This is a genomic window from Vibrio sp. TRT 2004, assembly GCF_050113735.1.
In the GTDB taxonomy this organism is placed as follows: Bacteria; Pseudomonadota; Gammaproteobacteria; order Enterobacterales; family Vibrionaceae; genus Vibrio.
Genome location: NZ_JBNJOH010000010.1, coordinates 19,037 through 41,404, shown reverse-complemented (window position 1 = coordinate 41,404; position 22,368 = coordinate 19,037). Strand labels below are relative to the sequence as shown.

Sequence of the window (22,368 nt, the reverse complement as noted above, 5' to 3'; positions counted from 1 at the left end):
TAGTTTCTACTAAGCCTAGATCCTCGTCAAGCAAACTGATATTACTTGCTTCACATTCGCACTATTTGATTGTAATAGCGGCGACTTTTTCAACGATTTGCTTGCGGATCGCCCCTAACCTAACTTGGCGCTCTTTGTTCCACGGTAAAGGTCTAAGTAAAGCCATCGCTTTGAGCCCCAACCTTGCGGTCAGAATGCCAACACCCAATCCTTGACCCGCTCTGGCAGAGACTCTTCCAGCGAGATCCATCGACATCAGATCCATACCTGCATCAACCGCCAGTTCACTCGCTCCAGCAGCGGCCATGTTGACCAGAGTCGCTTTGAACAATTTGAGTCTAGACCAGTAACCCAGCTCTACTCCATAAACGTCTGCGAGGTTGTCGATCATTTTGAAGTTTCGCCACGCGACAAGTAACATATCAGCAATGGCAAGTGGGCTAATCGCCACCAAAGCCGCTGATTCTGTTGCATGCTGTGAGACTATCTTAGTGGCTATTTTATCTTGCTCTGCCACCACCATGGCGTCATACATTTCAAGCACTTCACTATCACTATGTGAACCATTGATGCTATTGATCCAACGGTCATAACTTGGTGACTCAGTACCAATACCTGACTGTTTCGCCACTGACTGACAAAATGCTTTCCCTTGGCCAACACTATTGGCAGCAAGCAACGCCTCACTTTGCTCTTGTACACTAAAGTGATTGCGTAGCTTACGCAGCTTATATAGTTCGCGTCCAATGGAACCAATTCCAAACATAGCGATGGTCGCGATAAACCCTGACCACCCCAATGAGAGCCAATCTGCGCTTTGAATAGCAGTGACAACGCTATCTATCGCTTGCCACCCGACCAAGCCTGAAAATGCAGTTAACAAGCCTATCGAAAACCACTTTGAACCCTTTTGGGGTCGAATAATTTGCTCTAGATTTTGCTCTGTCCGGTCAGCTTGATGTTCGACTTCAATTTCAACGGGCACAAATTTTTCTTGCGGCTCAAAGTGCTTCTGTGAGGTCAGTTCTTGTTGAATGGGGGACGACTCATCGCCAAACGTCTGGTCGAAGACGTGTTTCTGTTTTAGTTGCGTTTTATCTGACGTACTCATCTCAGCTTATCCCCAATCAAATACTCTAGTGCCTTGTCCATTCGGATATGCGGTAACGGGTCATCTCCACCCCACTCTCTCGGTCTGAATGATGTAAACTCAAACCCTTGCTTCTGCCAATAATCCGCTGCAGGAAGCTTTCTCGGCACCTCACCTGGAAATACCGTCATGGTCTCTCCATCAAGCGTCGTTCCACGAATGGCAGGGCAAGACTGCTCACCCTGACTGATATAACCCGTCTCCGTCGCCTGTATTGACGCCATCGTCATGCAATTCATCTCTATGTTTTCATAAGAGGCGGTTTGCCATGCAGGATGCACCATTTGTTGTAATAGAGAAACGAGATGCGGATGCTGTTCTGGTGTCACATGATCTGCTTTGGTTGCGGCAAACAATACTTTATCGATACGCGGAGCAAACAGACGCTTGAGCATGCTGCTACGACCATAACGGAAGCTATGCATGATTTGCTCTAACGCTTGGCGCATATCGTGAAAGGACTCATAACCCGCGTTAAGTGGTTGCAAACAGTCCACCAGCACAATTTGACGATCGAACGTTGAAAAGTGGTGCTTATAAAACGCCTTAACCACTTTTTGCTGATACTCCTGATAGCGAGCCTTCAACATGGCCAAGTTTGAGCCTTTCGCTACCTTGGCATTGTCATCAAAGGAACAAGGGAAAAACTGCAACACAGGCGCCCCTTCCAGTTCGCCGGGTAACACAAATCGCCCCGGTTGTACCCAGTGCAATCCTTGTTCTTTGCATGAGAAAAGAAACTCCGTATAGCTCTGAGAGATGAGAGCGAGTTCTTTTTCGTTCAGTGGCGCTGAAAGATCCAGCTTATCTAATTGCGCTAACCAAACCTCGGCCAACTCTTTACGTCCCCCCTTTAACGCCTCAAATTGCTTTTGAGACCATTGATGAAAATTCATGTCCAACAGGGGTAAATCCAGCAGCCATTCGCCCGGATAATCGATAATGTCGATATGTAACTTTGCTGTATTGCCAAACAGCTTCTTGGTTTTCTTGGTTGGCTTATACTTGAGCGCTAAACGTATTTCACTGACGTCTCGCGTTGGCTCAGGCCATTGCGGTGGCAAAGCAAGGACATGTTCCATCGCCTCATCATAACCAAAACGAGGAACGAGCATATTGGTTTGCGGTTCACGTTTTGCGCCAACCAAACGCTTGTCACGCGCAGCACTTAACAGAGGTAAGTTATCGTGAGTGGAAGTATGAAGAAGCTGGTTGACTAGCGAACTGATAAACGCCGTTTTACCTGCTCGAGATAAACCCGTTACGGCAATACGAACATGGGAATCGACGCTTCTGCTGATTAAATCATTCACTTCTTGAGTAATATGCTTCATTCACTATCTCTTTTATACACACTGACCACTAGCTTACTGATTGTAACCTTAATCCTAGATGAACAAAAAAGCCTCTGATAAAAATCAGAGGCTTAAAGTTGTAAAACTACGGTTGAGCACTAATCGTCTTCAATCAACTTGTAAACAACAAACAGTGCGATTTCAAGCAACACAAACAAAGCACAAGTGATAGTCACATATTTTTCATCAAAGATACTGATGCCATGAAGAATGAGGTCATATCCGACGAATGCGCCGATAACCACAGCAATGATTATCTGAAGAATTTGAATAAAGCGAGGCATGTGCTCTCCTGACGTTTAGAATAAGAATAAATTAGAGTATATAGACAAAAGGTGCAGCTTTTGCTCCACCTTTGTCAAATATCTGCCAATTAAATCTGTGATTTCTCACAAACTTAACAAACGTGATTAAGATTGAGATTCCATTTCCTGAATCTTCACCTTCCACGTATCAGGGCCGATTTGGTGAGCATTTGCACCGTTAGAGTCAACCGCGACGGTGACAGGCATATCTTCCACTTCAAACTCGTAGATCGCTTCCATACCTAAGTCTTCAAACGCGACAACACGTGCTTTCTTAATCGCTTTAGCAACCAAGTAAGCCGCACCACCAACCGCCATCAAGTAAACCGCTTTGTGTTTCTTGATTGACTCAACCGTTGCTGGACCACGCTCAGCTTTACCAATCATACCCATGATACCCGTTTCTTCCAGCATCATGTCTGTGAACTTATCCATACGTGTCGACGTTGTCGGACCTGCTGGACCTACGGCTTCGTCACCGACCGCGTCAACTGGGCCTACGTAGTAGATAAACTTGCCTTTGAAGTCGACACCTTCTGGTAGACCTTCTCCGTTTGCAAGCATCGTTTGAATACGTTTATGCGCAGCATCACGACCAGTGAGTATCTTGCCTGAAAGCAGTACCGTTTCACCCGTTTTCCACTGTTCAACATCAGCCTGTGTCACTTCGTCGAGATTAACACGACGCGTGTTCGCTCCCGCTTCCCAAGTAATATCTGGCCACTCTTCCAATTTCGGTGGCGTCAGATCAGCAGGACCAGAACCATCTAGAGTGAAATGCACGTGACGAGTCGCCGCACAGTTAGGGATCAAACATACCGGTTTGGATGCTGCATGAGTGGGTGCTGTTTTGATTTTCACATCAACAACTGTGGTTAAGCCGCCAAGACCTTGCGCACCAATACCCAACTTGTTCACGCGGTTGAAGATATCAAGACGGAGCTCTTCTTCTGCATTTTGTGGTCCACGGTCGATAAGCTCTTGGATATCGATGTGCTCCATCAGTGATTCTTTTGCCAGCACCGCCGCTTTTTCAGCGGTACCGCCGATACCGATACCAAGCATGCCCGGTGGACACCAGCCTGCACCCATGGTTGGCAACGTTTTTTCAACCCATTCAGCAATGTCATCTGATGGGTTCAGCATAACCATCTTGGTTTTGTTTTCACTACCGCCGCCTTTTGCCGCGATTTGAATCTCAACTTTATCGCCCGGAACCATGTTGATATGAACAACCGCAGGTGTATTGTCTTTGGTGTTAATACGTTTACCCGCAGGATCCATGAGAACCGATGCACGAAGTGGGTTATCAGGGTTAGTGTAAGCCTGACGAACACCTTCATCGACCATCTGTTGTACCGTTAGATCCGTAGAGTCCCACTGCACAGCCATACCGATATTGACGAAACAAGTGACGATACCAGTATCTTGGCAGATTGGGCGATGCCCTTCCGCAGACATACGAGAGTTAATCAGAATCTGAGCAATTGCGTCTTTCGCCGCTTGGCTCTCTTCACGTTGATAGGCTTTTTCTAGGGCTTGGACAAAGTCTAATGGGTGGTAATAAGAAATGTACTGGAGCGCATCAGCTACACTGCTGATCACATCCTGTTGACGAATTACGGTCATTGCATGCCTCGTTATTTTTGTGCTTCCTTTTCTAGCCGAACACAAGCGTTTGCTTATTGATTTTATATTTGCGAAACACTGGTGTAGCGACCTTTGATGCCATTATGATACTCTTGCTTTTCTCAACACGCCACGTAATCAACGATCTCTTTGTCACAAATTAAACAAATGAATAACATCAAGCCAAATCGCTTAGAAATCAAACCGATCCCTTATAAAAATGACCTAGCGGTTTCGCTGTTTAATCACATCGAATCTTTGCCTTGGGCAATGTTGCTTCGCTCACCTTCAACCACTCATGTTGATAGCCGTTTTGACATATTGGTCGCACAGCCCATCGCTACAATCATCACTACGGGCGAGAGAAGTACCATAAAAATGGCCGATAAGATCGAAATCTCCGACACCAACCCGTTTGAGCTAATCAAACACGTTCAGGCACGCGTGTTGCCCGATATTGAGTACGATGGTGAGCTTCCTTTTATTGGTGGGGCTCTGGGTTATTTTGCGTATGACTTGGGTCGTCGCGTCGAGCGCATGCCCGTGTTGGCGGAGCATGACCTGAAAACACCCGATATGGCGGTTGGATTATATGACTGGGCGCTGATCGTCGATCATCAACTTCAGAACGCAAGTATTGTCGGACAAAACGTTGACAAGCACTGGCAATGGTTGAACCAACACGCACCAGAAAAAAGTAACCCGTTCGCACTTGTTGGTCCTTGGTGCTCTAACATGACCAAAGCGGACTACCGTGGCAAATTTGAACAAGTTCAGGAGTACCTTCGTTCAGGAGATTGCTATCAGATCAATTTGGCACAGCGATTTACAGCACCTTATCAAGGGAGTGAGTGGCAGGCTTATCAAAAGCTTGAGCAGGTCAATCAAGGGCCTTTCTCGGCATTTATTCGTACCGAGCAAGGCGCAATAATAAGTGTTTCTCCTGAGCGTTTCCTCCAAGTCAAAGCGCGTCTTATCGAGACCAAACCGATCAAAGGGACTCGCCCACGTAGCGATGACCCTAGCATTGATCAGCAAGCTGCAAACGACTTAGCCAATGCTGAAAAAGATCAAGCTGAGAATCTCATGATTGTTGACTTGCTGCGCAATGATGTCGGGCGAGTTGCCAAACCCGGCACTGTACATGTCCCTAAATTGTTCGACATTGAGAGTTTTCCCGCCGTTCACCACTTAGTGAGCACTATTCGCGCTCAACTTGATGACCAATATAGCGCCGCTGATTTACTGCGCGCGTCCTTTCCGGGAGGCTCTATCACCGGCGCACCTAAAGTCCGAGCAATGGAAATCATCGAAGAGCTGGAACCTCATCGTCGTAACGCCTACTGTGGCAGCATTGGTTACATCAGTCGTCATGGACAAATGGATACCAGCATCACAATACGAACACTGGTCGCTGAACAAGGGCAATTGCATGTCTGGGCCGGTGGTGGCCTAGTTGCTGACAGTCAGTGTGATAGCGAATATCAAGAAACGCTCGACAAACTGAGCCGGATACTTCCAGTCCTTACTGAATAAGTGGACAGATCTCAAGTCCACTTTTCGAGCATCAGTTTCAAGTCTTTGGCGGTATAGGGTTTGGTTAAGATGTCATCCATCCCACATTGGATGCATTTTTCGCGCTCTTCTAACGTCGTCCCTGCCGTTAACGCAATAATAGGCAAGGTACACTCCTGCTGACGAAGATAGGTCGTTGCTTCAAAGCCATCCATCTCAGGCATTCGGCAATCCATGAAGACGATATCGTAGTGACCGATAGCGACCGCTTTGATCGCTTCAATACCATTGGTGGCAATATCTGGGGTAATAGACAGTTTTTTCAACATCTGATTGATGATGACTTGGTTCATACGAATATCGTCGACAACCAATATCGCTAAATTGTCGAACGATTTATTACTTAGTCCCGCCTCCTTTATCGCCTCTTTATGAGGCTCGGCTTGTGTCACTTTAAGCGGGAGCTTGACTTCAAAACAACTTCCCTGCCCCAGTTCGCTAGTCAGAGAGATCTCACCCGCCATCAGATCAACAAGGTTTTTGCAAATCGCCAGTCCAAGGCCTGTCCCTTCAAAATTTCGTTTTGCCGACCTATCAACCTGAACAAAAGGGGTAAACAGCTTGTTGTGTAATTCCTTACTGATACCAACACCGCTGTCAATAATGGCGACACACAAGCTACCCGCTTGCCATTTGGCAACTAACTTGACCTCTCCCTGCGCGGTAAACTTAATCGCATTGCCGACAAGGTTCACCAAAATCTGTCCTATTCGTTCGAAGTCACCGATAAACGCCGCAGGCATCTCCGTTGCTCGTTCAATTTCAAATCCGACACCCTTCTCCTGAGCTTTTGGCTGGAAAATCCCATTAATCATGTTGTGCAGATCTTGCCACATAAACTGTGAAGGGATGAGCTCCATCATTCCGGCATTCATTTTACTGAAATCGAGAATATCGTTGATAATGTGGCGCAGCAGATCGCCTGAGTGACTGAGATTAGAAAGCAGGGTTTGCTGCTCTTCATCGAGAGGAGTGCTGGCAAGCAGTTCAGCACTGCCAAGTAAGCCATTTAGAGGGGTTCGTAGCTCATGATTTATCATCGCGACGAACTCTTTAGTTGAACGCTCAGATTCCTCTGCCCGAGCACGTGCATCTTGATGGCGGGTTACAATAATCTGGCGACTAATCGCACTACAAAGCAGTTCGCCAATGAGCGTAATCTGGCTAGTGATAAAATCCCGGTCAATCTGAGTGCCGCTGACACGCACAGATAGCTCGCCAGCAGTTTTATGATCAATTTCGATCGGCAAACACAATACATCGCCTTGCCAAACTGAGTAGGGTTTTACCGCACTAATCTCACGCGCAGACACCGGACCAAACTCAGTTCCCTCGATGGTCGAAATTAAATTGGATTCAATAAAAAGTGCAGCACGTTCAATGGCTTTCGTTGAGGATAATCGCTCTAATAGGCTAGCAATCATACCATCATCTAAGGTACGTCTAAGGAAGGCTCGCCCGTAGTGAATTAGCGCTTCATTGATCTGTTGCTCAAACTCTAATTTATCGAGGTCACTGCGCGTCTGGTGTTTAAGCTGCGTCAACACTAACTCTAATTGTTGGTTGGCTTGGTATAGCTCCAAACTCTTACTTTCGAGCAACTGTTCGGCTTGCTTACGCGCCTCTATCGCACGCTGCAGCTTACGCTCCAATGGCGAGCCGCTTTGATTATGCTTGTCCAATCAGCTCCACCTTAAATCTAACTTGGCTGCCATCACTTGTAACCTTATCCATAGAGATTGCCAATTCTTCATTGTAAAACTGAGCGCATCCTTCAATAAGACCAAAGCAGACATGAGACATGCAACGAACACTCACATAGTCAAAAACCAATTCCGTGTTGGATTGGCTAATAAAGTCAAATCTTGGCGGGTTAGCCTCTGGGTAGAGTTTTTTGACCTCAATATGAATGTAGTCCTCGACTAACTTAATGAATTGAAAAGACGATTTGCAATCTTCTAGGCTAAAATTATTAGGTAGAGTGTTATACAGGTTCTTAAAAACGGATTGTCCGAATAAACGCTGCAGTTCTTCTGGTGATATTCCTGTGCGTTTACTGAGGTGTACAATGAGTCGAACAAGTTTGCGATGATCATAGCTACCGACTGTGGTGTACACACCGCTATCTTCCGCAGCTAAAAGTAAGCTATCCAACTCATCTAAACCAAACTTTTGCTCCACAAGATCCATAAACTCAGTGAAGATAATCCCTTTCATATTTAGCGCTATCCTTGCTTGTTTGAGTATAGTAGAAAGCATGAGTCATATTTACGCCTTTTTCAAATACATGAAGGAGCTAACGTGTTGTCAGAACTAAATAAAAACCACATTATTCAACGCTTTCAGTTGCTGCAGACTGTCGATTATAACCAAGAGGCATTAAAACGAGTCGCGCACCTAAAACAGAGTCATCTTCGTAAAGCATCCGTTCTGATTGGGTTCGTTGAACGCGAGCACGGATTAAACATCATTTTTACTCGCCGAGCACGACACCTCAAACACCACCCTGGTCAAATCAGTTTTCCTGGCGGTAAATACGAGGCTTCCGATTCGAACTTAGCAGAGACAGCGTTAAGAGAAACCTTTGAAGAGGTCGGTATAGATAGGAATAAAATAGAGATCTTTGGTCAAATGCCGGAACTGGTGACCATTAGTAAGTTTACGGTCACGCCTTTTTTAGCGTTTATCTCGCCCGACTACGAAATCCAGATCGATGCGAATGAGGTCGACGAGCTGTTTGAAGTCCCTGCTTCGATCATTCTGGATAAAAATCACCTCCATAGTCAGAAATTTAAGGTTAACAATTTTTCACATCGTGTCTTTGGTTTGTCATATCAACACCACTTTATATGGGGAATGACCGCGCAAATCATTCACGCCATGCAGAATCATATAATGCATCAATACTAATTTACTCATACAACAACATATTCTGTTCACATTAGTTAAATTAACTATCAATAAGGCAACCGTTTTCTTGCGACAAAGATAAAACAAAATAATAACAACATTAGATTTTCTAATGTCACACATTAGCATAAATCACTAGTAGCACATCATTTTCGTGAGCAAAAACCTGTTTTTGACATATCATTACATAGCTCGTATCAATTCATGATTTAGATCTAGTTTTCCTGCAAGATTTTTATGCAAAATTGCCCCCGACTTATTTCCTGTTCCCAAAAATGAGTATCACAAAATGAATACTACAACTTCTGCGGCTTCAACCGCACAATCGTCTAGTAAGTTTACTTACAAAGACTTCACTTGGTGTCTGTCGCTTTTCGGTACTGCGGTAGGTGCTGGCGTGCTTTTCCTTCCTATTAAAGCGGGTGCTGGTGGTTTTTGGCCATTAGTTATCCTTGCTCTAATCGCGGCACCAATGACTTGGTTCGCTCATAAATCTCTAGCACGTTTTGTACTATCAGCGAAAAACCCTGAAGCTGACATTACAGACACTGTTGAAGAACATTTTGGTAAGACTGGCGCAAACCTTATTACTTTTGCTTACTTCTTCGCTATCTACCCAATCGTTCTAATTTACGGTGTTGGTATTACAAACACGGTCGATTCATTCCTAGTAAACCAAATGGGTATGGAATCCATTCCTCGTTGGTTACTATCAGGCGCACTTATCGCAGCAATGACTGCGGGTGTGGTATTTGGTAAAGAATTGATGCTAAAAGCGACTTCAGCAATGGTTTACCCACTTGTTGCAATCCTTCTTGCTCTTTCTTTCTACCTTATCCCTGATTGGAACACGTCGATGATTGAAGTAGCACCAGACTGGAGCTCAATGCCAACAGTTGTATGGCTAGCAATTCCTATCATCGTGTTCTCTTTCAACCACAGTCCTATCATTTCTCAGTTCTCTAAAGAACAACGCCTACAGTACGGTGAAGATGCAGTTAAAAAAACTGACTCTATCACTGGTGGTGCTGCGATGATGCTTATGGGCTTCGTAATGTTCTTCGTGTTCTCTGTAGTACTTTCTCTATCTCCAGAGCAGCTATCGCTGGCTAAAGAGCAAAACATCTCTGTTCTTTCTTACCTAGCGAACGTGCATGAATCTCCACTGATTTCTTACATGGGTCCTCTAGTTGCATTTGCAGCGATTACTTCTAGCTACTTCGGTCACTTCCTAGGTGCACATGAAGGTCTAGTTGGTCTAATCAAGTCTCGCGCTAAATCGCCTGTAAGCAAGATCGAAAAAGGTTCTCTGCTGTTCATCGTTATCACTACTTGGATCGTTGCTATCGTTAACCCGAGCATCCTAGGCATGATTGAGACAATGGGCGCTCCAATGATTGCAGCTATCTTGTTCCTAATGCCTGTATTCGCGATGCAGAAAGTTCCTGCAATGGCTAAGTACAAAACTTCTGCTCCAGTACAGATTTTCACAACAATCTGTGGTCTTGCGGCAATTAGTTCTGTAATCTACGGCGCTCTTTAATCTAAAGACTAAATTTAGTCTGATTAATCCAAGAATATAACGATAATAAAAAGCCTCCCTCTCCCCCTGGGAGGCTTACTTTTGAGGTAATCGATATGATTAGTGTTTTTGACATCTATAAGATCGGCGTTGGTCCTTCAAGCTCACATACAGTGGGACCAATGAAAGCGGGTAAAGAGTTTATTGATGACTTACGCTCAATGGGAAAATTGCGCGACATCACTAAAATCACCGTGGACGTTTATGGATCACTATCACTGACAGGGAAAGGTCACCATACAGATATCGCCATCATCATGGGTCTTGCAGGCAACACCCCTGAGAAAGTGGATATTGATTCTATTCCGGGCTTTATTGCACGCGTAGAAGAAACTGAGCGCCTTCCTGTTGGCATGCACTGTCATACAGTATCGTTCCCGAAAGAAGGTGGTATGAACTTCCATACCACCAACCTAGAGCTACATGAAAACGGCATGCAGATCCACGCTTGGATCGGTGACGAAAAAGTGTACTCAAAGACTTACTACTCTATCGGTGGTGGCTTCATTGTTGATGAAGAAAACTTCGGCAAAGAAGAAGAGAACCCGATTAAAACACCTTACGAATTCACAACCGCTGAAGAGCTTGTGAATCAGTGTAAAGAACACGGTTTATCTATCAGTACACTAGTGATGAAAAACCAAGCGGTTCTGCACTCAGATGAAGAGTCACGTACTTACTTCGCCAATATTTGGAAGACAATGCGTGACTGTATGGATCGCGGTATGAATACAGAAGGTATTCTGCCTGGACCACTACGCGTACCACGTCGTGCTGCAGCACTACGTCAACAGTTGCTGACTTCTGAAAAAACCACTAACGACCCAATGTCTGTTGTTGACTGGGTAAACATGTTTGCGTTTGCCGTTAACGAAGAAAACGCAGCAGGTGGCCGTGTTGTAACAGCACCAACTAACGGTGCTTGTGGCATCATTCCTGCGGTACTGGCTTACTACGATAAGTTCATTCAGACTGTGACTGAAAAAGACTACATCCGTTACTTCGCGGCTTCTGGCGCAATCGGCGGTCTTTATAAGCGTAACGCTTCAATCTCAGGTGCTGAAGTAGGTTGTCAAGGCGAAGTCGGTGTTGCATGTTCAATGGCAGCAGCTGGTCTAGCCGAACTGATGGGTGGTAGCCCAGAGCAAGTTTGTATGGCAGCTGAAATCGCGATGGAACACAACCTAGGTCTAACATGTGACCCAGTAGCGGGTCAGGTTCAGGTACCATGTATTGAACGTAACGGCATCGCAGCGGTTAAAGCAATTAACTCTACGCGTATGGCGCTACGTCGCTCGTCAGCTCCAACAGTTTCTCTAGATAAAGTTATCGAAACAATGCTAGAGACAGGTAAAGACATGAATGCTAAGTACCGTGAAACATCTCAAGGTGGCCTAGCAATTAAAGTTATTTGCTAAACTTTACTGATGAACCCAAAAAAAGCGAAGTATGCTTCGCTTTTTTACTCTACATCAGGAGATTATTCACCCTTGTAAATACATCCCGCGGTGCAAGTTTCTTTTATTTCTACTTTGCTGAGAAGCGGCAGACTCGGCTTAAGCTCGTTCCAAATCCATTTTGCCAGCACCTCACTGGTCGGGTTCTCTAACCCCTCAATATCATTTAGATAGTAGTGGTCTAGCCGATCATAAATAGGCTTAAACGCAGCTTTGATTTCAGCGAAGTCGACAACCCAGCCTGTATGTGGGTCAACTTCACCTTCAACATAGAGGCGAACTAAGAAAGAGTGGCCGTGCAAGCGCCCACACTTATGCCCTTCAGGAACGTGTGGAAGGTGGTGTGCCGCTTCAAACATAAACTCTTTGTATAATTCAGTTTTCATTTTGATTCTCAGGCTTTTCGAAAGAGGCGCAATACTAAGGAATAAGTATAGTAGTGACAAGCTTTGCAGGTCAGATTGCAATAAGGAAATCGCTTGCCCGCAGAAAAACACCTCTAGAACGTCGAAATAATGTCGCACGTCAATTACTTGTTTACAGTCCCCTTACATCACATTTACAAAAGCCTCACAGAGAGTAAGGTCACAGTATAAAATTTACCGTCTTCCCTTCCGTCGATAGATAAGCGAGACTTTTTGAAGTCTATTCCAATTATTAATACTATTTCTGATAATGCGCATATCCATAACAAATAAATTGCTCATCACACTGGTTACGGTCTTCGGCTTAGTACTTGTTGCATCTACCACCTACCAATATTTACAGCAGCGAGAGTTAATAAACTCGGTGCTGAGTGAACAACTACACGACAAAGCAAGCAACTATTTCGACAGCCTGAACATGATGATGTTAACGGGCACAATGGCGCAAAAAGAGACTTTACGACAAAAAGCATTAGCGCAAGACGGTATTGAACAAGTTAGGGTTTTGCGCGGTGAAGCCGTCAGTAAGTTATACGGCGCTGGTCAAGAGAACCAGAAACCTGTCGATGATATCGACCAGCGTGCACTTAACGGTGAGTTGGTTATAGAACCTTTCTCTGCCGATTGGGGCAAAGGCATCGTTGTTGCCTTACCAATGAAAGCAAGCGAAAACTATCGCGGCACCAACTGTGTTGCCTGTCATATAGCGCCAGAAGGCGAAGTCCTAGGTGCAATTCGTCTCGAATACAACCTCTCTCATGTTAACGACCTCATTAAGGACCGAGCGCTGATCGCTCTAGCCATCATGTCTGCATTCGGTTTTGTTGGCTTTCTGATCACTCTGGGTCTCATCCGTAAAATCATCGTTAGACCGATTCAGAAAACCTCCGGCTTTATGCAAAGCCTTAGCGAAACCAAAGATCTCTCTCAGCGTCTTGATAGTAAGCAAAATGACGAGATCGGCCAGCTATCTGGTGCGATTAACTCTTTTATGGACACCGTCAACGATAGCCTAGTTCAGGTTCAATCCACGTCGCATAAAGTCGCAAGTAGCGCATCTGAACTGACCCAAGTTGCTCAAGTGACAGACAGTGCAGCGACCAATCAGCAAACTGAAACCGCTGAGGTGCAATACAACATTGAACAGATGCAGTCTCAGCAGGTTCAGGTTGAACAAGCGACCGAAAACGCCTCATCGTTGATCAAGCACACCACGCATATCGCGGAGCAAAGTGCTGAGAAAGCACATAGTGCCAGCCATGAGATCAAGGGACTAGTGACCGATATCGAGCAAGTCAAAGATAGCATTGTCGAACTCAACAACCAGACTGCTGAGGTATCTAGCATTCTCGAAGTCATTAAAGGTGTCGCGGAACAAACCAATTTGTTGGCACTTAATGCCGCTATCGAAGCCGCTCGAGCGGGCGAACAAGGTCGTGGTTTTGCAGTGGTTGCTGAGGAAGTTCGTAATCTAGCAAGTCGCACCGCTGAAGCGACCAGCAGTATCGAAGCAATCATTTCTCAGTTCCAGCAAGACAGTGAGGCCTCGCTGGCTTCCGTCGACACGGTCTGTGGAACCGCTCACGAACGTTCAACAGAAATTGAAGCATTGTCCCATGCTATGTCTGAAGTCGTTCAAGAGATGAAACAAGCTCTCGCTCATGCCAATAGCATCCAACAACAATCCAGCAATACGGCAGAACTGAGCCACCAAGTCCAAAACAAAGTACAAGTCATTACCCGACATGCCAATCAAACATCAGAGTCTGCGGCTAAGACCCACGATATCAGTATGAATCTTGAGCAACTTTCTGAACATCTTGAGACTCTACTCGATCAATTCACACTTTCTGGCAAGAAATAGGCGAATAATGGGATTTTTTGTTCGACTAAGTGACAATAAAGGTTGAAGCATAATATTTGAAAGGTAATATGTTCCATTGAATCTATAGAATTCTATCCAACCCAATGTTTGCTCATTATTTATTCTATTGAGTATCACGCATTGGGTTGAATTTTTACCTCAATGGAGAATATTTCAAACATGACTTACGCGCCTGTATCAGACGTTTTGAAAGGTCAGCTAGCAGTAGACAGTGAAGTGACTGTTCGTGGCTGGATCCGTTCACGTCGTGATTCCAAAGCTGGAATCTCTTTCCTTGCCATTTATGACGGCTCTTGTTTCGACCCGATTCAGGCCGTGGTCCCTAATAATCTTAATAATTACAACGACGAAGTACTAAAGCTTACAACAGGCTGCTCTGTCGAAGTAACAGGTAAGATTGTTGAATCTCCAGCAAGTGGTCAAGACTTTGAGCTTGCCGCGACTGACGTTAAAGTTGTTGGTTGGGTTGAAGATGCTGAAACTTACCCAATGGCAAAAACTCGTCACTCTATCGAATACTTACGTGAAGTAGCGCATCTACGCCCTCGCACTAACGTCATCGGTGCAGTTGCACGTGTTCGTAACTGTCTTTCTCAAGCGATCCACCGTTTCTACCACGAACAAGGTTACTTCTGGGTATCAGCACCACTGATCACGGCTTCAGATGCGGAAGGTGCAGGTGAAATGTTCCGCGTATCTACGCTAGACATGGAAAACCTACCTCGTACTGACGCAGGTAAAGTTGACTACAACGAAGACTTTTTCGGTAAAGAGACTTTCCTAACTGTATCCGGTCAGCTAAACGCAGAAGCTTACGCTTGTGCACTAAGCAAAGTTTACACTTTCGGCCCAACGTTCCGCGCTGAAAACTCTAACACCAGTCGCCACCTAGCGGAGTTCTGGATGGTAGAGCCTGAAGTGGCATTTGCAGAACTAGACGACGTAGCGAAGCTTGCCGAAGACATGCTGAAGTACGTATTCAAAGCGGTACTAGAAGAGCGTCGTGATGACCTAGAGTTCTTTGCCCAACGTATCGACAAACAAGCGATTACTCGCCTTGAACAGTTTGTATCTTCAGACTTCGCACAGGTAGACTACACCGACGCAATTCAAATCCTTCTGGATTCTGGTCGTGAGTTTGAGTTCCCTGTTGAATGGGGTATCGACATGTCTTCTGAGCATGAGCGTTACCTAGCAGAAGAACACTTCAAAGCGCCAGTAATCGTTAAGAACTACCCGAAAGACATTAAAGCGTTCTACATGCGTCTTAACAACGATGGCAAAACAGTTGCAGCGATGGATGTTCTAGCTCCGGGTATCGGTGAAATCATTGGTGGCTCTCAACGTGAAGAGCGTCTAGATGTTCTTGATGCACGTATGCGTGAAATGGGAATCGACCCTGAGCACATGAGCTGGTACCGTGACCTGCGTCGTTACGGCACTGTGCCACACGCTGGTTTCGGTCTAGGTTTTGAGCGTCTTGTGTCTTACGTAACAGGCATGGGCAACGTTCGTGACGTGATCCCATTCCCACGTACACCACGCTCTGCAAACTTCTAATCATCGAAGTTAACTCAATCTATAAAAACCTCCGCCAACGCGGAGGTTTTTTTATGCCAGTTGCAATTCAAGTATAGAAATTTGAACACTTACTTATCATAGCTGGTATTAGAAAAGCACCACCAAAAGAGCTAATGTAAAAGTATCTTCAACGCAGTAGAGTGATGATTATGAAACTATTTAAAATTGAAGACCTCTCTTACAATGGCGTAAAAGAAGGCGTTCATAGCTGGGACCATCCTCAGGGTGAGCAACCCTACTATTGGCATCCAGATTGGTTACACGTTGCTGAAGACATTACTGGGTTGCACGGTAGACAGCCGTTAGATTTGAAAGACGGGGAAACGGCGAACGAGCAACATGCCAAACAAGCAATTGTCGATCACCTCAATAACAAGAATAATAGCTAAGTTAAGTTAGGCCTCCCATTTTGTGGGCGGCCCAAGATGTCTCGTTGACGGTATGCTCAGTCGCTAGCTTTAGCAGCGTAGTAGATGCCAAACAGACATAACCCCAGCATAACAAACGGAATCGCCGCCGCGGTGTACTCCGTCCACGCCAGCTGCGCAAAAGATTTGGCCAGAATAACATGCCCAAATACTAGCAGCGCCGCGCATACTACAGCCACGATAAGTAGCCGAGACTCATGCCGATAGTGTTGTTTTTCCATAACTTATCCCTTGTTTGACTATTGGGACAATTGCAACACATCTTCACTTTTTGGCAGCACTACAGTTTAAAACAAAAACACCCTATCAGTTGTTACTCTGTTCCATTAACAGTATGCCAAGCTGCCTTATCGCCTGCGACAACGTCTCGCTGTGCTCAAATGAAATGTTTAGGCGCATACAGTTTTGATACTGCTGTTTTGAACTGAACAGCTGACCGTAACCGATAGAGATACCTAACTCACATAACTGTTGGTAAATTTTATGGGTATCAATATGTTGAGAAAACTGCAACCACACAAAATACCCACCTTTAGGTTCATAAATCACAGTATCCGCTGGGAATTCTTGCTGAATTGACGTGATGAAAGCCGCCAGTCGATGACTGAGCTGCTTGCGCAGTTTACGTAAATGGTTGTCGTAGCTTTCATATTGGAGATAGTGAGCAACGCCCTGCTGAATCGGTGCACTACCCGCTAGTGTGGAAATCATCTGTTGCTTTTGCAGCTTTTCATTGAGCGCCCTATTCACGACCCAACCTATACGATATCCGGGACAGAGAGACTTAGAAAATGACCCACATAGCAAGACGTTATCATTGCGATCCCACAGTTTAATCGGTGAAGGTTTGTCGTCACCAAAGTAAAGCTCTGAATAGACATCGTCTTCCACGATATAGACGTCGTGCTGGTCTGCCAACTCTATGACTTTGCGCTTTTTCTCGTCACAAAGAGAGACTCCGGTTGGATTGTGAAAGTTTGCCATCAGCCAGCAAGCCTTGACATCATTCTCTGCTAACGCTGTTGCCAGAGAGTCAATACAAAGCCCAGTCTCGGGATCGACGACCACTTCGATCGCCTTCAGTTTTAGACGCTCTATAGCTTGGAGTGCACCATAAAAAGCCGGCGACTCAATGATTACCGTATCACCAGGCTCACACACCGCTTCGAGGCTCAAGTTCAAAGCTTCCATCGCTCCGGACGTCAACACTATGTCTTGGTGCGATACATTGATCCCTTCGGTAATGTACCGCTGGGCAATCAATCGGCGCAGAGCTTCATTGCCAGGAGGCATATTGTGAATAATGGCTTCGGCAGGCAACTTACGACCCGCAGCGGCTAAATGACGATTGAGATCTGCAATAGGAAACAGATTCGGTGAGGGAAACGCAGAACCTAAAGCCGTTTCTGCCTGTGTATTACTTTTTAAAAACGCATACAACTCATCGTGGTATTCAGGGCGAATCGATGCCTCTTCACGTTGGGGAGTCTCTATACCAAGGCGTGAAGTAACATAATAACCAGATTGGGGACGCGCCTTAATCCATCCTTCAGATTCGAGGATTTGATAAGCCTGAAGAACCGTTGCAGAACTGACCGAAAAACTTCTACTGGTCGCTCTTAATGATGGGATTTTCTCGCCCGAACGCCATGTATTCGCTTCAATTTGTTGCTTGAGTTGACTTGCTAATTGTTGATAGCGATGCATATTACCCTCTTATGTGAGCGGCAAAGATACCACAACAGCTCTATCGATGAGCTTCGCCACATCTCACTAACAAAGATTCGCTTTAGCGCATTCTGTTTATAGAGATTCATCACATTAAATATCAGTAAGTCTGTTACATTTATCAGGTTAAAGTGATCCAAATAACCTTACAAGGGATGATAATAATGACAAAGTACAATTCGTCACACATTGAATACAAAGGCGAAAGCAATGGCGTTCATAGCTGGATAACACCAAGTGGTCAACCATATTACTGGCACCCAGATTGGCTCCACATTGCTGAAGATGCGACTGGCTCACATCCTAAACAAGACCTTGAGTTACCAAAAGGAGAAGAAGCCACGCAGCAGCATGCCGTTAAAGCAATTCTATCCCATCTCAATCAATGGGCAGCTGACAAACTCAGCAAAAGTCCAGACATCGAGGCTAACGCGGTTGAATCGCAGCTAAACCTTAAAAAGTAACTCTCTCCTTTTAACGCACCTATCTGGGTGCGTTTTACTTTCCCGCCGCTTTAAGCCTTTCACTCAATCTAATGCTAAAGTTGTAAAACTGTATCAATAATCGAAACAAATCGATAATATGCTCGGTCTTTTATTGACTAAGCAAATACATACTTTAGTCAACTTGCTGTTGTTCGACTAGTTTTAGTCACATTGATAACGTAATTAAGGCTTAACATGGTTAACTCACATTACAACGCCCCCTTAACCCTAAAGCTCTACGTGCTTGCTGCTGTCGTCTTCGGACTTTATGGTGGACGAGTCTGCCCAATGTTGGAAACACTGACCTTTGGTGAACTGTTCTTACATATCTCTATCACTTTTGGTAGCGTCTATTTAGTGCGACATTTTCTGCTGCAAAATCACCCTATGGTTAAAGAGCATCGATTCGCGCAACTCGATAGCACTTTAATGCTAGTTGGCAGCATTATTCTCGCTACCTTCTATAACACTTACTACGACTTCACTATCGACAGTAACTTGAAAGTTCTGTTTGGGATGACCTTGTTCGGCTTTTTCACCGGGTTGTTGCTGCAACTCGATGCGAAAATCACCAGCTTAGACATGTTAAACCGGTCTGAACGATTCGATTTTGAATTGAGCGGTAAGAGACAATCGATCGTCAAACAAATGATCGGCCTTATCAGCTTACTCATCTTCACTTTGACAACCATGCTTGCCATGGTCGCTGTTAAAGATATTTTCTGGCTTGAACATAACCCACAACGTGTGTTGGATGGCACAGGCAAGGTCAGCGTAATTAAGGAATTTGTCTATATCTCAGTGGTATTGGGTGCCTACACCATTGCCATCATGGTGCAGTGGAGTAAGCTCATGCGTCGTGTACTCAGTGCTCAGGAATGCTCATTACTGGCGGTGACTGAAGGCAACACTTCTGCCCGCGTTCCTATCTTTGAACATGATGAGCTTGGTTCTATGGCCTCACTGACCAACCAAATGCTTGATAGTTTGGAATCCTCTCAAGATGAAGTGAAAACAACTCGTGATGTCGCGATTGTCAGTTTGTCAGCTTTGGCAGAATCGCGTGACAACGAAACAGGCGCACATATTCTAAGAACTCAGGAATATGTGCGAGCGCTGGCTAAGCATTTGGCACAGTTTGAACACCATCAAGCGCTGTTGACCGATAACTATATTGAATTGCTTTATAAATCCGCACCGCTCCATGATGTGGGTAAAGTGGGTATCCCAGATAACATCCTGCTCAAGCCCGGAAAACTGACCGATGAAGAGTTCGAGGTCATGAAGGACCACCCAGAGATTGGCGCTAAAGCGTTATCAATGGCAGAAAAGCAACTCGGTAGTAATTCGTTTCTAAAACTGGCTAAAGAAATTTCGCTCACTCATCACGAAAAGTGGAACGGTAGCGGCTATCCCAATGGACTTAAAGAGCAAGAAATCCCTATTTCAGGTCGATTAATGGCACTAGCGGACGTTTATGACGCACTTATCTCTGAACGTGTATACAAAAAAGCCTTCAGCCATGAAAAAGCAAAATCGATTATCCTTGAAGGGAATGGCTCTCATTTTGATCCCGAGATTGTTGAGGCTTTTCTTGCGATTGAAGACGAATTCGTTGCGATAGCAGATAAGTATCGCAGTATGGAAGCAAAGGAAAACGAACTCGAAAAACTGATGCACGCCTAATCCCCTGATAGTGGTTCTATTTTCGCTAGACTAATGTCCCTTTTATCGTTTGATTAAAGGGACTTTTTATATAGAAATATATATTTGATTTGCCAATGCAACAAAATCGCATTGTTTTTGAAATTTTATTTACATTGGTTGTTGTCTCACTCCGTTTTGACAGGTATAAATAACCGAGTTACTTATATCCTCCCTTCGATAAACATGGACGATGATTATGTTTGAAAAAGTAGTTGCTGCTCCCGCAGACCCTATTCTTGGCCTTACTGAAGAATTTAAAAAAGATCCCCGTGCTGAAAAGATTAACCTTGGCGTTGGTATCTACAAAACTGAACAAGGTGAAACCCCTGTTCTTGCAACTGTTAAGAAAGCGGAAAAAGCGCTTGTCGAAACAGAGAAAACCAAATCATACTTAACTATCGAAGGCACGGCTGAGTACGCACTGGCAGTTCAAAAACTGCTTTTCGGTGCTGATTCTGCGATTGTTGCCAACAAATTGGCAAAAACTGCACAAGCACCAGGTGGTACAGGTGCACTTCGCGTTGCAGGTGAGTTTATCAAACGCCAACTAGGCGGCGCTAAAATCTGGATCAGTAACCCTACTTGGGCAAACCACAACGGTGTATTCACTGCTGCTGGTCTTGAAACAGCTCAATACACTTACTACAACGCAGAAACGAAAGACAAAGACTTTGCTGCAATGATAGCCGACCTAGAAAAAGCGGCTGAAGGCGATGTTGTTCTACTGCACGGCTGCTGTCACAATCCAACGGGTATCGACCCAACAGAAGCAGAGTGGCAAGAGCTGGCGAAATTGGTTGCGGATAAAAAGCTTCTACCTCTGTTCGACTTCGCATACCAAGGTTTTGCAAAAGGCGTTGAGGAAGACGCTCAAGGCCTACGTATTTTTGCTCAGTATAACCAAGAGATTCTGGTTGCTAGCTCGTTCTCTAAAAACTTTGGCCTGTACAACGAGCGTGTCGGTGCATTCACAATCGTAGCAGCATCTGAAGAAGTCGCAACTACAGCATTCTCACAAGTTAAAGCGATTATCCGCTCTATCTACTCAAACCCACCAGCACACGGCAGTGCGGTTGTTACTCACATTCTGAACAACCCAGAACTTCGTGCAGAATGGGAGCAAGAAGTGAAAGAGATGCGTGACCGTATTCAACAAATGCGTGAACTATTCGTAGTGACACTAAAAGAGCAAGGTGTTGATGCAGACTTTAGCTTTATCGAACGTCAAAACGGCATGTTCTCCTTCTCTGGATTGAGCAAAGAGCAAGTTGAACGCCTAAAAGATGAGTTCGCTATCTACATCGTAGGTTCTGGCCGCATCAGTGTTGCAGGTATGACTCGTTCAAACATGTTACCTCTTTGTAAAGGTATCGCTGCGGTTCTTTAATCGCGGTCAAACAACTTAAAAAGCCAGCGTATCGCTGGCTTTTTTATTGATGGTTAAACCGTTAGAACAAGAAACGCAAAGAGATTCCGCCTTCGTTCGTCGTCGCACTACCGGCGATCTTAACGGTTTCGAAATCACCACTGCGGTGAGTATAAAATCCACCTAAGGTAATTCGCGGTGAAATACGGTAATCCGCTCGCAGTTGGTAAATCTCTTCTTCAAGGAAGTCGGTGTAATTGAACTCAGCCCCTGCGGCCAGTTCCCAATCATCAGTCAATGCATACTTCAACTCAACGCCAGCACCTAATACCAAATCACTATCGCTAAATAACTTAGCATTGGTGGAATCTTGCGATTGCTTTGCCCACAAGTAACCGATTTTAGCTTTAGCAACCAAGTCTAACTTGTCGAGAACTGGGTAGCGATAAGCGACTCCCGGTAATAGAGTGTATAACTCCGTAGTAAAATCTTCTGGGTGAATAAAACGTGCCGTGTAGTCTAGAGTGAACAGAATGTTCTCCGTCCATAAATAATTCCCGCCTACGGCTAAAGCAGTGACGTTATTGTTTACGCCTAGATTTTCATTCAACGATCCGGCACTAACATCAGCATACGCATAGCCATAGTTAATCTGATTCGTGCTGTCATTTGCTGATACATGTGCCGATGTGGCAAGCAGCAAAGGAGCGAGTATCCAACTGTACTTTACTTCCATTACGACCTCTTTAAGTCCATTTACAACTCACATTCAATCGTTCAGGGAAACCGAATCGCTAAGT

General features: G+C 45.0%; 20 protein-coding genes. 10 read left to right on the top strand and 10 right to left on the bottom strand.

Annotation, left to right across the window (positions count from 1 at the left end; translation table 11 throughout):
* Positions 1 to 61: 61 nt before the first annotated feature.
* The 4 genes from ACQEXR_RS06330 to ACQEXR_RS06315 all read right to left on the bottom strand — a co-directional run bounded on the left by ACQEXR_RS06330 (position 62) and on the right by ACQEXR_RS06315 (position 4,439).
* Positions 62 to 1,111 carry a YcjF family protein gene (locus ACQEXR_RS06330; protein WP_427019971.1) on the bottom strand — a complete coding sequence of 350 codons (1,050 nt, stop codon included), beginning with the start codon at positions 1,109 to 1,111 and terminating at the stop codon, positions 62 to 64.
* A complete protein-coding gene (locus tag ACQEXR_RS06325; protein WP_427019970.1) occupies positions 1,108 to 2,484 on the bottom strand; it encodes a YcjX family protein in 1,377 nt (458 codons plus the stop codon). The genes ACQEXR_RS06330 and ACQEXR_RS06325 overlap by 4 nt, the downstream gene beginning before the upstream one ends.
* Positions 2,485 to 2,603: 119 nt before the next feature.
* Positions 2,604 to 2,789 (bottom strand): hypothetical protein, encoded by a 186-nt coding sequence (locus ACQEXR_RS06320; RefSeq protein WP_138971186.1) that lies wholly within the window; start codon positions 2,787 to 2,789, stop codon positions 2,604 to 2,606.
* Between the two features lie 126 nt (positions 2,790 to 2,915).
* On the bottom strand, positions 2,916 to 4,439 hold the full coding sequence (locus tag ACQEXR_RS06315) for a fumarate hydratase (RefSeq protein WP_138971185.1): 1,524 nt from the start codon (positions 4,437 to 4,439) through the stop codon (positions 2,916 to 2,918).
* Positions 4,440 to 4,607: 168 nt separating this feature from the next.
* Between ACQEXR_RS06315 and pabB the strand changes: the two genes are divergently transcribed.
* On the top strand, positions 4,608 to 5,975 hold the full coding sequence (pabB, locus tag ACQEXR_RS06310; protein ID WP_427019969.1) for an aminodeoxychorismate synthase component 1: 1,368 nt from the start codon (positions 4,608 to 4,610) through the stop codon (positions 5,973 to 5,975).
* A gap of 11 nt (positions 5,976 to 5,986) precedes the next feature.
* On the opposite strand, the gene ACQEXR_RS06305 is transcribed toward pabB, so the two are convergent.
* Together ACQEXR_RS06305 and ACQEXR_RS06300 are read right to left on the bottom strand one after the other, a co-directional pair.
* Complete coding sequence (locus tag ACQEXR_RS06305; protein WP_427019968.1) at positions 5,987 to 7,696, bottom strand: ATP-binding protein; 1,710 nt, start codon at positions 7,694 to 7,696, stop codon at positions 5,987 to 5,989.
* Positions 7,683 to 8,231, bottom strand: a complete 549-nt coding sequence (locus ACQEXR_RS06300) for a heme NO-binding domain-containing protein (protein ID WP_426952721.1) — start codon at positions 8,229 to 8,231, stop codon at positions 7,683 to 7,685. The genes ACQEXR_RS06305 and ACQEXR_RS06300 overlap by 14 nt, the downstream gene beginning before the upstream one ends.
* An 84-nt stretch (positions 8,232 to 8,315) precedes the next feature.
* Here ACQEXR_RS06300 and ACQEXR_RS06295 point away from each other — a divergent pair, with 84 nt between their 5' ends.
* The 3 genes from ACQEXR_RS06295 (at position 8,316) to ACQEXR_RS06285 (ending at position 11,924) form a co-directional block, all read left to right on the top strand.
* Complete coding sequence (locus ACQEXR_RS06295; protein ID WP_426952722.1) at positions 8,316 to 8,924, top strand: CoA pyrophosphatase; 609 nt, start codon at positions 8,316 to 8,318, stop codon at positions 8,922 to 8,924.
* A 289-nt stretch (positions 8,925 to 9,213) separates the two neighbouring features.
* Positions 9,214 to 10,467 carry an aromatic amino acid transport family protein gene (locus ACQEXR_RS06290; protein ID WP_426952724.1) on the top strand — a complete coding sequence of 418 codons (1,254 nt, stop codon included), beginning with the start codon at positions 9,214 to 9,216 and terminating at the stop codon, positions 10,465 to 10,467.
* 95 nt (positions 10,468 to 10,562) lie between these two features.
* Positions 10,563 to 11,924, top strand: coding sequence for an L-serine ammonia-lyase (locus ACQEXR_RS06285; RefSeq protein WP_138971179.1), 1,362 nt, complete (start codon positions 10,563 to 10,565; stop codon positions 11,922 to 11,924).
* Positions 11,925 to 11,986: 62 nt separating this feature from the next.
* On the opposite strand, the gene queD is transcribed toward ACQEXR_RS06285, so the two are convergent.
* Complete coding sequence (gene queD, locus ACQEXR_RS06280; RefSeq protein WP_171052143.1) at positions 11,987 to 12,349, bottom strand: 6-carboxytetrahydropterin synthase QueD; 363 nt, start codon at positions 12,347 to 12,349, stop codon at positions 11,987 to 11,989.
* A gap of 289 nt (positions 12,350 to 12,638) precedes the next feature.
* Here queD and ACQEXR_RS06275 point away from each other — a divergent pair, with 289 nt between their 5' ends.
* From ACQEXR_RS06275 to ACQEXR_RS06265, 3 genes are all read left to right on the top strand, one after another.
* Entirely contained in the window at positions 12,639 to 14,252 is a 1,614-nt protein-coding gene (locus tag ACQEXR_RS06275) for a methyl-accepting chemotaxis protein (RefSeq protein ID WP_427019967.1), read from the top strand.
* Positions 14,253 to 14,432: 180 nt separating this feature from the next.
* The gene (asnS, locus tag ACQEXR_RS06270) at positions 14,433 to 15,833 is read left to right on the top strand and encodes an asparagine--tRNA ligase (RefSeq protein ID WP_138971177.1); all 1,401 of its coding nucleotides are present in this window, start codon (positions 14,433 to 14,435) and stop codon (positions 15,831 to 15,833) included.
* Between the two features lie 170 nt (positions 15,834 to 16,003).
* On the top strand, positions 16,004 to 16,243 hold the full coding sequence (locus ACQEXR_RS06265; protein WP_426952730.1) for a hypothetical protein: 240 nt from the start codon (positions 16,004 to 16,006) through the stop codon (positions 16,241 to 16,243).
* Between the two features lie 56 nt (positions 16,244 to 16,299).
* Here the strand turns inward: ACQEXR_RS06265 and ACQEXR_RS06260 are convergent, their stop codons facing one another.
* Together ACQEXR_RS06260 and ACQEXR_RS06255 are read right to left on the bottom strand one after the other, a co-directional pair.
* Positions 16,300 to 16,503, bottom strand: a complete 204-nt coding sequence (locus ACQEXR_RS06260; protein WP_426952732.1) for a hypothetical protein — start codon at positions 16,501 to 16,503, stop codon at positions 16,300 to 16,302.
* 85 nt (positions 16,504 to 16,588) lie between these two features.
* The gene (locus ACQEXR_RS06255; RefSeq protein WP_426952734.1) at positions 16,589 to 17,989 is read right to left on the bottom strand and encodes a PLP-dependent aminotransferase family protein; all 1,401 of its coding nucleotides are present in this window, start codon (positions 17,987 to 17,989) and stop codon (positions 16,589 to 16,591) included.
* Between the two features lie 185 nt (positions 17,990 to 18,174).
* Between ACQEXR_RS06255 and ACQEXR_RS06250 the strand changes: the two genes are divergently transcribed.
* The 3 genes from ACQEXR_RS06250 to ACQEXR_RS06240 all read left to right on the top strand — a co-directional run bounded on the left by ACQEXR_RS06250 (position 18,175) and on the right by ACQEXR_RS06240 (position 21,589).
* Positions 18,175 to 18,474, top strand: coding sequence for a hypothetical protein (locus tag ACQEXR_RS06250; RefSeq protein ID WP_426952735.1), 300 nt, complete (start codon positions 18,175 to 18,177; stop codon positions 18,472 to 18,474).
* Between the two features lie 216 nt (positions 18,475 to 18,690).
* A complete protein-coding gene (locus ACQEXR_RS06245) occupies positions 18,691 to 20,181 on the top strand; it encodes an HD-GYP domain-containing protein (protein ID WP_426952737.1) in 1,491 nt (496 codons plus the stop codon).
* A 217-nt stretch (positions 20,182 to 20,398) separates the two neighbouring features.
* Positions 20,399 to 21,589, top strand: coding sequence for an amino acid aminotransferase (locus ACQEXR_RS06240; RefSeq protein ID WP_427019966.1), 1,191 nt, complete (start codon positions 20,399 to 20,401; stop codon positions 21,587 to 21,589).
* A 61-nt stretch (positions 21,590 to 21,650) separates the two neighbouring features.
* On the opposite strand, the gene ACQEXR_RS06235 is transcribed toward ACQEXR_RS06240, so the two are convergent.
* On the bottom strand, positions 21,651 to 22,304 hold the full coding sequence (locus tag ACQEXR_RS06235) for an outer membrane beta-barrel protein (protein ID WP_427019965.1): 654 nt from the start codon (positions 22,302 to 22,304) through the stop codon (positions 21,651 to 21,653).
* Positions 22,305 to 22,368 lie beyond the last annotated feature (64 nt).